We start from the raw sequence: 14,826 nt of genomic DNA on the forward strand, positions 1-14,826 counted from the left end.
TTCTTATATCAAGATTAATTGGCAATGCGGACTTTCATGCCATCGTATGCGCTTTTTACAACTGTAGAAAGTACAGGAGTTCCTTCTTCAAGGCCTTTGACAATAGCGATATCGCTTTTGCGGGCAAGTACGTTTAGCTGCTTTTTAACTAATTCTCCGTTTTCAACCACAAACACATTGTTATCATCATCTACCATTTTACGAGGTAAGCTCATTGCGTTTTCGTATGGTTGTTGTTCTAATTCGGCAGTCAGGAACATGCTTTCTTTCAGATCTTTCCCCGATGTTCGGATAAACAACTTCAGACTTTGCGTTTGCTCGTCGATGTCGCCTCCAATTCTAACTACTTTCCCTTGCCACTGACCTGAAAGTTCTGTTGAAGTCAAAACAGCTTCTGTTCCTATTTTAACATTTCCAAGTAATGATAGCGGTACCGTAATCTCAAGGTCGTAAGAGGAAGTACTGACTAAAGTCCCCAATTGCGAGCCATTGTTCACTGCTGTGCCTGCGTCAACAACAGCAGAAGTAACCACTCCGTCAAATGGTGCCCTGATAGTGTATTTGGCTAATTTTTCTTCTGCAGATAATATATTGTAGTAGGTGCTGTAAATACTTTTGCCGGCCAGGTAAAATTTCAACTGTTCCGTTTTTACTTCCGGTAATTCTTTCAATGCCGCGTTTACATCAATATTTGACACATACTTGCGCCATGTGGTATACGCGTCCGGATAATCCGATTTTAAATCAGGCAGAATGGAAGTTATCAATGTGATAAAAGTACTTTTTTGAGCCAGAACGGTCATTTCATATTCACGTTGGTCAATCTCTAACATCACTTCACCTTTGGTATAACTTTTACCTTCTCTAAAGTTTCTGGCAGATGAAAGAATTTGCCCTGAGACCTGTGCGTAAATCTCATAACGGTCGAATGCAGTTAATTTACCGGTTGCTTTATAAGAGTGCTCAACTGTTCCCTGTTCTGCGTACATCACTTCAACAAGCATTCCTTCGTTTTTGGTTGTTGTTTCTTGCCCTTTAGCTTCTCCTTCGTTTTTAGGTAGTGCTTTTAGCACCATAAAAGTCCCTAAAACAATTAGCAGTGATATTCCAATAGTGATGATTCTCTTTTTCATGTTTTTTCATATTAGTTAAAACTTTATGTCCTTTACAAATTATCGAACGGCTTTAATGTACTTCGATATTTGCGCTGGCCATGACAGTTTCATGGTTATGTTGTTTTCTGTTTTTTCTATCTATTACGATAGCAAAAGTGATATAACCAAAAGAATTATGAAATATTAAGGGAGTGAAACGGGGATATGAAAAGATGAATCGGAAATTAAGGGCGTGAAACGGAAACTGTGATATGACATTTCGCGAGTGACAGACTCGATTTCCTGGATGTCGGATCCGATTTCCTGGATGTCAGACTCCATTTCCTGGGTGTCAGACTCCATTTCTTGGGTGTTAATCCCGATTTATTGGGTGTCAGATCCGATTTCTTGGGTGACAGATCCGATTCCTTGAATGACAGTTGCGATTCCTTGAATGACAGTTACGATTTCTTGGGTGACAGCGCTTGTTTCCTTACCTATTGCTGTTGTTCTTTCCAAACCTTACCTTCGTGGTTAATAGTAAATTTGGTTCCTGTTGCAGCATCATATATATGAGCTTCATAAACTTCACTGCCAGTGTTGATATTTGGCTTGTAAAGTAATTTAGGTAATTTAAGGCCCACGTCCGTTAGCCCGGCCACCTTCCTGGAGAAACGACCATATCGTTTTAGATGGCGCTGTTGGGCATAGTAAATATTCCGGAGTTCCCAACGCACTTGTCTTTCAAATTGTTGCCGGCTAATTTCCTGCGATGTTTGATTGAGTGTGTTAAAATGCCATTCGCCCCATAGCTCGGGGGTGTTAATATTATTTTCATCCAGAAAACTCCAAACCCATTTTTCGCCGGGGTACTTTTTGCCGGTATGGGGGTTCAGCATTTTTTTATATAGTCCTGCAACAACAACAGACGGCCAATACGTTCTCTGAACATTGACATTCCAGGTAGTATGGGGTTGTAGTAGTGTTAAACTGTCGACTTGTAAATTAAGTGGTACGGCACATTCAAATGACCAATACCTGTCATTATCTTTGGGATTGTTAACCGTCCCATCAATAAACACCGAACACCTGCCATGCGACATATCGAGCAGTGAGAATCTCGAAAGCGGCTTATCGTTGTTCCGGTTCCAGTATTCGCCACAAAGGTTGCCGAGAGCGTTTATTTTCAATACCACATAATCCTTTTCATCATTATCGGCGTCAAGGTATAATTCCAAAAAATTGTCTTCGAAAAAGTAGGACTGGCAGATGTCGTTTACCGCCCAAATATGTCTGTCGTAAACAATCGCAGAAAAATATAAAGAATCCCCTTTGGTGCCCAATTTATACCTGGTGCTGTAAGCTGGATTTGCCATACCGTTTTTCACACTAGATACCAACGGTTCGCTCCAGGGGGTATTGCCCCATTCATCGTCTGAAATATACCCATCTATTGTTGGGGTTCCGGAAAGCGTGTGAACGGCATAGACTTTTGGCGTGCAGTAGCCGGGACAATTTGGTAACCCATATTCATTAATACTATATACTTTCTCCTGAGGCTTTTGGCACCCCAGCATACAAGCAAAAAGTATCATTACAACATAGTAATAACGCTGTTTTAATGAAATCAGAGCTACATTCACTTCGTATTTAACGCTATTATTAATCATCGGCAATATACCCGGTAGTAACTTCATTGTACATGTGGTATAATATGGCTTAACTTTTAGCATCAGTGTGGGTGTGACTTATACAATTTACATCATATCTATATCCGATGCAAATTATACATGGCATAAATTATGGTTTGAGTTAAAGATATATGTCCCTAAAAAGTTTACTATGAAAAATCTATATGCCTAAAATCTGGATAGCTAAACCCGAAAGGAAAATCATAGCTCCGGCGATGACATGGGTATATAGGCCGATTTTTTTTAAAGGTACCAGCGAAAATCCGAAAGTACCGAGTGCGACCGTGGAAAGCATTGCCAAAAGAGTTGTAATTCCAAAAGCTGCGGTAACCATCAGCATTCCGGAAACACTGGTTTGGGCCGCAGGGTACATCACCAAGGGAATAAGAACCTCGCAAGGGCCTAACACAAATATGATAAAAAGAACCCATGGCGTTATCTTTTTACCCTCTTCCTTCTCATGAATGTGGGTGTGATCACTTGTATGCCCGTGTTCATGGGAATGCACCACACCGCAACTGTGCGCATGAACATGCGAGTGTTTGCGGTTTTTGTACACCTTTCTTAATCCCCAAATGGCATATACTAAACCAAAAGCAATCAAAGCCCAGGCTGCCAGGTTTCCTCGCGATGCTTCAATAAAATTCAGTTTTTCGAGGCCTACCCCAAAAAAAACGCCCACCATACCCAGAACCACGGAACTGAGCACATGACCTAAACCACAAATAAATGTCAACATCAATATTTTGGTGACATTCCAGTTTCGGGCCTTTCCAATCATTATAAAGGGTAGGTAATGATCGGGTCCTAAAATAGTATGTATAAATCCTGCCGAAACAGCCGTTGTTGTCAATAATTGTAAATCTGCTGTCATGTATTCATTTTTTTAAAATATCAGATGTCAATCTCCACAATAGTAATGCCACTTCCGCCATGTTGAATATGTTCGTCCCTAAAACTTTTTACATGAGGCATGGTATTCAACATTTCCCTAAGCATTTGTCTTAGGATACCATTCCCTTTACCATGAAGGACTTTGACTGTACCTACTTCACACATTACGGCTTCGTCAATATGATTGGTAACCACCTGGATGGCTTCCTCGGTACGTTGTCCTCTCACATCAATATCAGGCTTAAAGGTAAGCTTTCTTTTTCTAACTTGCTCAGCCACGTTAGCACCCAAACTAGGCTGGTTCAGAGAGCGCATGGCTTGTTTAACTTCCTTGTTGCTAATTTTCTCCAAACGAGTAATTTTCACATTGGTCATTAGATGCCCGAATGCCACCAAAGCGTTCTTGCCTGTTATTTCCATTACTTCGCCAGGTAGCGATTGGCCTTCGAGCCTTACCTTATCACCTTTTCGGATAATACCGTCGTCTTTCACCCTTGGTTTGGCACCCCCCTTTTTAACCGATGTTTTGGAGTCGGATTGCCCCTTGTTTTCATCACCGCTGTCATGTTTCTCACCTTTACGTTTTTGGCGGTTTTTGATGCGTTCTATCTCTCGTTCAATTTTGTGCTTCTGTTGGTCATCCTGATTTTCCAGCCTTTCTTTAAAATCGGTTAGTGATTCGCGGGCCTTTTTGGTACGTTCTTTTTCCGCCTGGCTTTCTTTTATTTCCCTTATGGTGCGCTCAATGCGTTTATTGGCGGTAGCCATCAATTCTTCCGCCTCGAGACGCGCTTTTTCCAGTATGTGATTGCGTTCTTTTTTACTTTGCTCTAACTGGGTCAGATATTTTTCGTAAACATCCTCCAACTGTTTGTCTTTGCGGCGAATATTATCCCGTTTTTGTTCCCAGTATCTTTTGTCTCGGGCAATTTCGCGCAGGTGTTTGTCAAAATTGATATGATCCTCACCGATTTGTTCCTTGGCACTGTCCAGCAGGTCTTCCGGCAAGCCTATCTTTCGAGCTATCTCAAACGCAAAAGAACTACCCGGCTGACCAATCAACAGCTTAAACAAGGGTCTTATTTGACCTGTATCAAACTGCATGGCACCGTTCTCGATCCCATCAACACCTGAAGCATAATGTTTTAGGTTGGTATAGTGCGTGGTGATGACTCCGTTGAGCTGCATGGCATTAAACTGCTTCAACACGGATTCGGCAATGGCTCCACCCAAAGCAGGTTCTGTTCCCGTACCAAACTCATCGATGAGGATAAGCGTCTCGGGCGTACCGTGTTTTAGGAAATACTTCATATTCAGCAGGTGCGAACTGTAGGTACTCAAGTCATTTTCGATAGACTGTTGGTCACCTATGTCGATGAAAATATGCTGGTAGATACCCATGGTACTGCGTTGGTCCATGGGAACCAATAGTCCACATTGAAACATATATTGAAGCAAGCCAACGGTTTGAAGGCATACGGACTTACCCCCTGCATTTGGCCCTGAAATCAATACGATTCGTTGTTCCTTATTTAATTGTATGGTCAAAGGAACCACCTCTTTGCCTTCGGCCGAGTGTTGCAAATAAAGCAGGGGATGCGTGGCATCTTCCCAATCTACCTCAGGATGCGTGACCATTTTGGGCAAACAGGCATTTATTTGCAAGGCGAACTTGGCTTTGGCCCTGATAAAGTCCATGATGCCTAAAAACTCGTACGAGAAAATCAGGTCCTCGAGATACGGCCTAATGCTATCCGAAAAAGCAACCAGAATCCTATTAATCTCTCTTCTTTCTGCATATTCCAGTTCCCTAATCTCGTTATTGATTTCAACAATCTCTGTAGGTTCAATAAAAGATGTTTTTCCCGTTGCCGATTCGTCATGAATAATACCGTTCAGCTTACGCTTGTTTCCGGCAGGAACAGGGATTACCGCCCGTCCGTCGCGAATGGCTACATTGGTGTCGGCTTCCACCAATCCTTCTTTGCGGGCATGATTTAAAATGGCGGCCATCTTACGGGATACACTGCCTTGTTTTTTAATCATCTCGTTTCGAATACGGGCCAGCTCGGGTGAAGCGTTGTCTTTTATCTTCCCAAACTTATTTAAGATAGCATCAATGCGCTCAAAAACAAACGGGTACACCATCACTTTGGAAGCTATCTCGCGAAGATGGGGGTATGTATTTTGTTCTTCTTTGTTTTTAAAAAAACGTACAATGTCTTTCACCGACAGAAGGGAACGTCGAAGATCAAAAAGTTCCCTTTCCTCCAGAAACAGTCCTTCAACTTTAATTCTGTTTAACGGTCCCCTTACATCAATATAATAACTGGTTGGGAAAGACTCCTCCACACAAATTTTCTTAAACTCGTTAGTTTGATTAACCCATCTGGACACCACATCATGCAATGTTACATAACGCATCTCGTCGACACGTTCCTTTCCCATCGAACTTAAACATTGTTCCTTAATCAGTTCCCTTACCCGGTTGAATCGGATTTTTTCTTCAAAAAACGCTGGATATATCAATTGTAATTCTTTATTATAGTATAATCAAATCTGATTCAGGATTCAACATCACCGGTTTGCATGAATATATCATCCTAAAACAGCGCAAAAATAGTAAAATAATATGGCTATTTTAATTCATCAGTTGAGTATAAACAAACATACATACTCATCCGATAAAATACATTAGCTTTTGTGTTTCTTCACCTGTTTAACCATTTTGGCAAATTTTTTTCCTTTTCTTCTTTTTTCCGCTTCACTTTCCGAATAATGCTCTGATTCCCGTTTCATCCTAAGATAGTTTTTATAGCTTTCTTCACTAAGCACTCCTGTCTCAACCGCATTAAGTACCGCACAGCCTTTTTCATTCTTGTGTGTGCAATCGGTAAACTTGCAGTTGACAGCCAGTTCCGTAATGCCGGCAAAACTTTGATTAAGGCCATCCTCAACGCTGGTAAGCCCTACCTCCCGCATGCCGGGATTGTCGATTAAAACACCTCCATCCTTTAAAACAATTAGTTGACGGTGCGTAGTAGTATGTTTTCCCCTATCTATCGATTCACTTATTCCCATGGTTTTCATCAGTTCGTTCTGGTAAAGGTAATTGATGATGGTTGACTTACCCACTCCCGAAGACCCTAAAAAGCAATAAGTTTTACCACGATTTAAAAGTCTCTTCAAATCCATTAAGCCAGAATTGTTCACACAGTTGGTGGTATGAAGCTGAACATTCGGAATTCGTGTTTTAATCTGTTTTTTATAATCCTGCAATACATCTTTATCTATTAAATCAGTTTTATTTAAAATCAAAACAGGTTCAATATTAGCATTGTAACAAATGGTTAAGTACCTTTCAAACCGATTGATATTAAAATCCCGGTTTACCGCTTCAACAATAAAGGCATAGTCAATATTTGTGGCAATAATTTGCTCATCGCTCTTTGTTCCGACCGATTGTCGTTTAAGTATATTCCGTCGTGGTAAAACTTCATGAATTAAAGATTTGCCTTCGTCGTATGGGGAGATGGAAACCCAGTCGCCAACCGCAGGCAAGTCCGTTCTGCTTTGCACGGAAAAACGTAGGTTACCTATTATTTCGGCTTCAAATTCTCCAGATACGCTTTTTACGATATATCTTTCTCTGTGCTCGGAAATCACTCTTGCCAATTCCAAATCGTTATTTATGGTATAGTTTAGAGTTTGATGATAACCTAAATCTAAAAGAATATTGTTTGCTGACATTTTAATTTTTATTGGAGACACAAAATACCTCATGAAAACTTGACTTACTAAAGGTATGATGTGGTTATTAAATGATATTAACTAACACTGAAAGACAGGTGCACAATAGCACTCAATAAATATATTGATGTGGTTATACGACTAGTCACCTGCCGGTTACACCGAATACAGGTACTGAACAAAGGAGATATGTAATGAAGTAATTTTCATAAGATACAAAGTTAGTGTTATTCCGGGTAAAACAAAAAATGAAAAACAAATAAGACTAAAATTAGTATCCAATACAGTAAATTCCTTAACTTGAATCGAAATTAAAGTATTAGTTTATGTTTACCCCGGATCCACAGAAAGTACTTATTGTTGAAGATTCCATGACCAATATTCTTGCATTAAAAGATGCTTTAAACGAATATAATTGTGTGGCAGCTACTTCCGGTAACCAGGCATTAGAATTAGCCAGGTCGCACAAACAACCCGATTTGATACTGTTGGATATAATTATCCAGGGCATGAATGGATACGAGGTTTGCGAAAGGCTTAAAAGTGATGCAAAAACCAAAGAAATTCCGGTTGTTTTTTTAACTGCCCAGAGCGACCCGGAAAGTCTGGTGAAGGGATTTAAGGTAGGTGCGGTCGATTTTATTAGCAAGCCGTTTCATATTGATGAACTAAAAGCAAGAGTTGCCAACCAGCTGAAGTTCAAGAAATCCATGGACAACAACATCATCTACTTGAAATCTATTGAGGAAATATACGACACCATTACGGACAGCATGTATTATGCGCAACAAATACAACATGCCACCTTGCCTCACAAGGAACATTTACAAAGGGTTCTGGAAGAGTATTTTATTCTCTACAAACCAAGGGATATTGTTAGCGGTGACTTTTATTTGGTTCACCAGATAAAAAACAAAAAACTACTTGTTGCTGCAGACTGCACAGGTCATGGCGTGCCGGGTGCATTAATGAGTATGATGTGCATGGCATTGATCAATGAAATAATAAATGTAGAAAAAGTTATCAAGCCCAGTGAGATTTTAAACAAATTACGATCTGTCATTATTCAAACTTTTAGCAGAGAGGGAGATACTGACATCTCAGATGGATTGGATGCCTCAATTGTATTAATTGATCCGGAAACGAATACCATGGAATATGCAGGCGCCAATTCCCCTATCTATCTGGTAAGAAGCGGAGTATTAGTTGACTTTAAGGGAGACCGCATGCCGGTTGGTATTTATCCTTCACAAACACCATTTTCCAACCATACAATAAAGTTGAAAGAGGGAGACTGTTTATATATGTTCTCGGATGGATATGCCGATCAATTTGGTGGTGATGCCAACAGGAAAATGATGTTGGGAGCCTTTAAGGATTTACTGACTTATAATAGCCAATGGAATATGGCAGAACAAAACGAACGATTAGACAAACACTTTATAGAATGGATGGGACACAACGAACAGGTGGATGATGTTTTGTTATTGGGATATCGCTTCAAAAAGTAAATCACCCCAAAAATATTGTTAGATATATTCACTTTGTGCTGCCAAATCTAATTCTGCACAAAAAGAGGCGAACCCGGGAAGGATCCGCCTCTCAAAATTATCAATTTAAATAAGTGTTAACCGTTCTTTTTAACATTAGCCTGCGCAGCAGCCACCCTGGCAATTGGCACCCTGAAAGGGGAACAAGAAACGTAATCTAAGCCCACGGAATCGCAGAACTCTACCGAACTTGGCTCACCTCCATGTTCACCACAAATACCTACCTTAAGATCCGGTTTGGTGGAGCGACCTCTTTCGGTTCCCATCTGAACCAGTTGTCCGACTCCTTCTTGATCCAAAATTTGGAATGGATCATTCTTCAGAATACCCTTTTCAATATAAATAGGCAAGAATTTATTGGCATCGTCGCGGGAATAACCAAACGCCATTTGCGTTAAATCATTGGTTCCGAACGAGAAAAACTCGGCAAACTCGGCAACTTTGTCAGCTGTTAATGCCGCACGGGGAATCTCTATCATGGTACCTACCATATATTCCACTTTGTCGCCTCTTTCCGTAAAAATAAGTTCGGCCGTCATATGGATAATATGGGCTTGCATTTTAAGTTCTTCCACCGTACCAATTAATGGAACCATAATTTCAGGTTTGGTGATGATACCTTTGGCTTTCAGATTCAAGGCAGCTTCAATGATTGCACGTGCTTGCATTTCCGTGATCTCCGGATAGGTGTTTCCCAAACGACAACCACGGTGTCCCAGCATCGGGTTAAATTCAGAAAGATCAGAAACTTTATTTTTAACATCTGCCAGGCTGATACCCATTTCCTTAGCCATTTCTTGTTGTGCCAATTCAGTATGCGGCACAAACTCGTGCAACGGTGGGTCCAACAAACGAATGGTAACGCCATATCCTTGCATAGCTTCCAAAATTCCCTCAAAGTCGCCCCTTTGGTATGGAAGTAATTTTGCCAACGCAGCCCTGCGCCCCTCTTCATCTGAAGATAAAATCATTTCCCTTACCGTTTTAATTCTCTCTCCTTCAAAGAACATATGCTCGGTTCTGCACAAACCAATACCTTTAGCACCAAATTCACGGGCCACAATAGCATCCTTAGGAGTATCGGCATTTGTTCGCACGGTCATACGGGTGTATTTGGTTGCAAAGTCCATGATCGAAGCAAAGTCTCCGTCCAATTCAGGCTGACGTGTTTTCACTCTTCCTTCATATACTTTACCGGTAGAACCGTTCAACGAAATCCAATCACCTTCTCTATATAAATGACCATCAATACGTAAAACACGTTCTCTGTAATCAATCTTTAATGCTCCGGCACCAGAAACACAGCACTTGCCCATTCCTCGTGCTACCACAGCAGCATGGGATGTCATTCCACCGCGTGCGGTCAAAATCCCCTTGGCCACCAACATTCCCTCTAAATCTTCAGGAGATGTTTCAATACGTACCAATATCGTTTCAGGATATTTTGTCGCTTCATCGGCAAAGAAAATTATTTGACCGGAAGCAGCACCTGGAGAAGCAGGTAGTCCTTTGGCCAACTCATTAGCGGAAACAATGGCATCCATGTCAAATACCGGGTGAAGTAATTCATCCAGTTTGTTGGCTTCTATTCTCATTAATGCCATTTTATCGTCAATGATTTTTTCCCGATATAGGTCCATGGCTATCTTAACCATAGCTGCACCTGTACGTTTACCATTACGTGTTTGCAATAACCACAGTTTGCCGTCCTGAACAGTAAACTCAAGGTCCTGCATGTCTTTATAATGCTTTTCCAACTTTTCCTGAACGGCATTTAATTCCTTATATACTTGTGGCATGGCTTCTTCCAACGAAGGATACATGTCGGCACGATCTTCTTCGGTAACGCCCTGAAGTTCGGCCCATCGTAAAGAACCTTCCTTGGTAATTTGTTGCGGAGTTCGGATACCTGCAACCACATCCTCACCCTGAGCATTAATTAAATATTCACCGTTAAATATGTTTTCTCCTGTTCCGGCATCACGGGTAAATGCCACACCTGTTGCCGAATTGTCGCCCATATTACCAAATACCATGGCCTGAACGTTTACTGCTGTTCCCCATTCGTCAGGAATTCCTTCCATCCGGCGATATAATATTGCTCTGTCGTTGTTCCAGCTATCGAACACGGCCATGACGGCACCCCAAAGCTGTTCCCATGCACTTTCAGGGAAATCGTGTCCGGTTTGTTCTTTAACGGCAGATTTAAATAATTTTACCAACTCTTTTAAATCGTCTACATCAAGATCGGTATCCAAATCCACTCCCTTTTGTTCTTTCACTTCTTCCATGATTCGCTCAAAAGGATCAATTTCTTCCTTCGACTCAGGTTTCATCCCCAATACCACATCACCATACATTTGCACAAATCGACGGTACGAATCCCATGCAAATCGTTCGTTACCTGATTTTAAAGCGATGCCGGCTACGGAATCATCATTCAATCCTAAATTAAGTACTGTATCCATCATGCCCGGCATAGAAGCTCTGGCTCCTGAACGAACGGAAACCAATAGAGGGTTTGTTCTGTCTCCAAAAGAAGTTTCGGTTAAGGATTCAATATTTTTTATGGCAGTTTCAACATCTGATTTTAACAGATCAACAACCGCATCCTTGCCTAACGCATTGTATTCGATACAAACATCTGTTGTAATGGTGAACCCTGGAGGCACAGGCACACCAATCAGATTCATTTCAGCCAGGTTGGCTCCTTTACCTCCAAGGAGGTTTTTCATGTCAGCCTTTCCTTCTGCTTGTCCGTTACCGAAGGTATAAACTCTTTTTACAGCCATAATTAAGGAATTTTTTTTTAGTTATAAATTTGAATTTGGGATAATTCATTTACTGTGCTAATAAAGAAAACGATTTTTTTCGAGAATAAAAATGCATTCAATCAATTCATGCTTATAAACAGGTTGTAACATTGAATTGGATAGCTATTCTCAAATCAAACCAAATTAATGTATGACATTGACATTTAGATACATTACAGAATCCGAACAAAAAATACAAGTCTTCGAATATAAGTTGATATTGTTTAAAATCGACTGCATATAATCGTTAACTATATCGGTGACCAAAGCAAATTGCACTCTATATGCTTTGCTATAATAGTCACTTTTATCAATTATCGGCAAATTCAACTGAAAAATCGGGACAAGCTAGCTTATATTAAGAAGCCTTTGGGTGCATTGTTAAACAATATAACAATCGGCATTAAGTGATGTTAATGGCCACAAAAAAAGGTGCCTTACGCACCTTTCTTTTATCTACTTACCTGGCATTACACCTGATATTGCTTTGTGAATTCTTTGGATTTCATTAAGTAATCAACATATTGGGCCCTTTTGTAAGCATAAGGTTCCTTCAGGTTGTTCTTTGAAAGTTTACCTTTAAAATCATCTATTTTCTCATAACCTTTATTTTTCATCCAAACAGTCAGGTCTTCGAGTATAGTAGTAACCTGAACCAGTCCGTTTTTATAAATGGTGCTCACAATTTGTGCGGCATCAGCACCGGCCAACAATACCGAAATTAAATCATCTGCATCATGAATTCCGTTATTGGCACAGATGGATCCTTTTACATTTCCATAAAGAAGTCCGGCATATCTTAAGGCAAGTCTGTTGTCATTCTTGCTACTTAAGTTATAAGGCATTTTAAGTTCTTCAGTTTCAGTATCAATATCCGGTTGAAAAAGTCGGTTAAAAAGCACAAATGCATCTGCCTTTGCTTCATCAAAATTACGAATAACATGTAGCGCATTGGAATAATATGGGCTAAGCTTAACACTAACCGGAATTTTTAAAGCCTTTTTCACTTTTGTGAGAACTTCCAATTGTTCTTTTTCTATTTTGGCAGAGTCCTTTTGGTTTTCTGAGATGGTATGATAAAAATTCAGTTCCAGCCCTGCGATTCCGGTTTCTTCAAGATACTTGGCATACTCTACCCAACTTACATCGTAAAGACAGTTTAAGCTTGCAAATACAGGTATGGATACTGCATCCACCACGTCTTTTACAGCCATCAAGTGAGCCTTTGGTCCGCTGTGCTCTATTTGCGGGAACAGAGACGTCATCTCAGCATTTCGTTCGTCGTATTCGTGCAAGTCTTCGTCAAGTTCGGCAGCCTCTAAATGGATTTGTTCTTCGAAGAGCGATTTGAAAACAATGGCAGCAGCACCAGCTTCCTCTAATTTTTTGGCCATGTTAATATTGTTTACCAAATTGCTTGCTCCTACGATGATGGGATTTTTGAGCTCAATACCCATGTAAGTTGTTTTTAAATCCATGATTTGTTTGTTAAGGGGTTAATATCATGCTTAAAACAGCCTAGCGATAAAAATGTTTAAAGCATCATTCATGTATTCTTCGGATGATTAATATGTTTAAATTAGTCATCAGAAAAATATTGTCACCTTGTTATGTTTCGTGGTAATCTGATCATCTGAACAAAAAACATCGAAATTAGGGACATAGCAGCACCTGCCCATAAAGGGATTCTTGAATCCAGCATCCATAATGCTCCGCCAGCTGCGGGGATTACAACTGCCGAAAGATGATTAACGGTAAACCCAACTGCCATGGACGGTGCAATATCTTCGCGAACACCTATCCTATGGAAATAAGTGTTTACGGCCATGGCGGCACCAAAGAATATATGATCGAGCACGTACAGGATGACCACAACCGTTTTGTCTCGCACAAAAGCATACGAAATAAAAATATCTGTTAACGAAAAATATTCCGCCGAAAGAACGATTCTTTCTCCAAACCTATTGATAGCCTTTGCAAATTAGCGGAACGGAAAAGTAGGTGATCATATTATTGACCACGAAAAGAACTGCAATAGTCTCAACTTTGAATTTAAATTTCTCGACCAACATAAAAACGGCAAAGGCAACAAAAATCTGGCGTCTGGCCCCACTTAAAAAATTAAGCAAGTAATAAAGCCAGTATATTCGTTTAACCCGGATTATGTATTGGAGGTTCTTCATGAGCATTGCAAGTACAATAAAACAAGGCATTACTGAAACGAGGCATAACTTGTCCCAATTACTTTCGGGAGCACCGTTCTGGTGAGTTGAAGTGATGCAACGAAGTGTCTTGTTTTAAAGTAATTTCAATGTGTAATAGAATTTCTAATGCATATGGCGGGTTTAACCACCATCTTTTTGTTTTGCGGGGGAGGAATTTTGCTGATGGGATTGCGCGTTAAAGCATATACTCCGCACAGTATTATCATTATACCAAAAATTATAAAGATGCTCGATTACTCCAAATGTTTACTAACCATCCATATAATCCCGCCTACGATAATATTGGTAGTGCACCAACGCTCTTTATTCTGCCCATAACAACAGGAACTTGCTTTTGGGAGAAATGTTGAAGCGTAAGACTTTTATTTACCGTTTTGGAATAATGGAAACCCAAGGACATGATAAGCGTTGTAAACACCAGACCTCCAAAAGATGGGAACAAGCCCGTAAAGCCGACCCCAACACCCATTACCAGTACAGATAATGCTGCCAACCGGTGTTCTTTGACAAGCAATAATAGGTACACCACTAACAAGGCCAGAAAACCCGAAATTTCCCTAACAGACTGAACAATACCTATTTGAAACCCAGTAATACCAATTTCATCTACCGCATAATTGTTGAACACGGTTCTCCATGCTTGCAAACCAGCAATCATAGTTATGCACAGAAGCAGTAGAAAGCTGTACATTGGATTTTTCTTTAATACCAAATGCATGAAAAATTTAATTATTTGAAAAAAAATAGCATTTTTACAATCTAACGTAACATGTTAGCGATAAAAGTAGTTAAAGAATTGTTGTGATTAT

General features: G+C 40.3%; 10 protein-coding genes. 1 reads left to right on the forward strand and 9 read right to left on the reverse strand.

Annotated features, from left to right (window positions below):
- Nucleotides 1–14 precede the first annotated feature (14 nt).
- The 5 genes from ACRD64_RS02690 to rsgA all read right to left on the reverse strand — a co-directional run bounded on the left by ACRD64_RS02690 (nt 15) and on the right by rsgA (nt 7,429).
- Nucleotides 15–1,133 carry an efflux RND transporter periplasmic adaptor subunit gene (locus ACRD64_RS02690; protein ID WP_430931616.1) on the reverse strand — a complete coding sequence of 373 codons (1,119 nt, stop codon included), beginning with the start codon at nt 1,131–1,133 and terminating at the stop codon, nt 15–17.
- 458 nt (nt 1,134–1,591) lie between these two features.
- Nucleotides 1,592–2,791, reverse strand: coding sequence for a carbohydrate-binding family 9-like protein (locus ACRD64_RS02695; RefSeq protein ID WP_430931617.1), 1,200 nt, complete (start codon nt 2,789–2,791; stop codon nt 1,592–1,594).
- Nucleotides 2,792–2,945: 154 nt separating this feature from the next.
- Nucleotides 2,946–3,659, reverse strand: a complete 714-nt coding sequence (locus tag ACRD64_RS02700; RefSeq protein ID WP_430931618.1) for a sulfite exporter TauE/SafE family protein — start codon at nt 3,657–3,659, stop codon at nt 2,946–2,948.
- A 20-nt stretch (nt 3,660–3,679) separates the two neighbouring features.
- Complete coding sequence (locus tag ACRD64_RS02705) at nt 3,680–6,208, reverse strand: endonuclease MutS2 (RefSeq protein ID WP_430931619.1); 2,529 nt, start codon at nt 6,206–6,208, stop codon at nt 3,680–3,682.
- Nucleotides 6,209–6,373: 165 nt separating this feature from the next.
- Nucleotides 6,374–7,429, reverse strand: a complete 1,056-nt coding sequence (gene rsgA / locus ACRD64_RS02710; RefSeq protein ID WP_430931620.1) for a ribosome small subunit-dependent GTPase A — start codon at nt 7,427–7,429, stop codon at nt 6,374–6,376.
- Nucleotides 7,430–7,755: 326 nt separating this feature from the next.
- Between rsgA and ACRD64_RS02715 the strand changes: the two genes are divergently transcribed.
- Nucleotides 7,756–8,940 carry a response regulator gene (locus ACRD64_RS02715; RefSeq protein WP_430931621.1) on the forward strand — a complete coding sequence of 395 codons (1,185 nt, stop codon included), beginning with the start codon at nt 7,756–7,758 and terminating at the stop codon, nt 8,938–8,940.
- 116 nt (nt 8,941–9,056) lie between these two features.
- Here ACRD64_RS02715 and ppdK read toward each other — a convergent pair whose 3' ends face one another.
- The 4 genes from ppdK to ACRD64_RS02735 all read right to left on the reverse strand — a co-directional run bounded on the left by ppdK (nt 9,057) and on the right by ACRD64_RS02735 (nt 14,708).
- Nucleotides 9,057–11,771, reverse strand: a complete 2,715-nt coding sequence (ppdK, locus tag ACRD64_RS02720; RefSeq protein WP_430931622.1) for a pyruvate, phosphate dikinase — start codon at nt 11,769–11,771, stop codon at nt 9,057–9,059.
- Nucleotides 11,772–12,262: 491 nt separating this feature from the next.
- On the reverse strand, nt 12,263–13,270 hold the full coding sequence (locus tag ACRD64_RS02725) for a dihydroorotate dehydrogenase-like protein (RefSeq protein WP_430931623.1): 1,008 nt from the start codon (nt 13,268–13,270) through the stop codon (nt 12,263–12,265).
- A gap of 122 nt (nt 13,271–13,392) precedes the next feature.
- Entirely contained in the window at nt 13,393–13,683 is a 291-nt protein-coding gene (locus ACRD64_RS02730; RefSeq protein ID WP_430931624.1) for a hypothetical protein, read from the reverse strand.
- 605 nt (nt 13,684–14,288) lie between these two features.
- Nucleotides 14,289–14,708 (reverse strand): hypothetical protein, encoded by a 420-nt coding sequence (locus ACRD64_RS02735; protein ID WP_430931625.1) that lies wholly within the window; start codon nt 14,706–14,708, stop codon nt 14,289–14,291.
- Between the last annotated feature and the right edge of the window lie 118 nt (nt 14,709–14,826).

Origin of the sequence: Saccharicrinis sp. 156 (genome assembly GCF_050589685.1) — a bacterium.
GTDB lineage: Bacteria > Bacteroidota > Bacteroidia > Bacteroidales > Marinilabiliaceae > Saccharicrinis.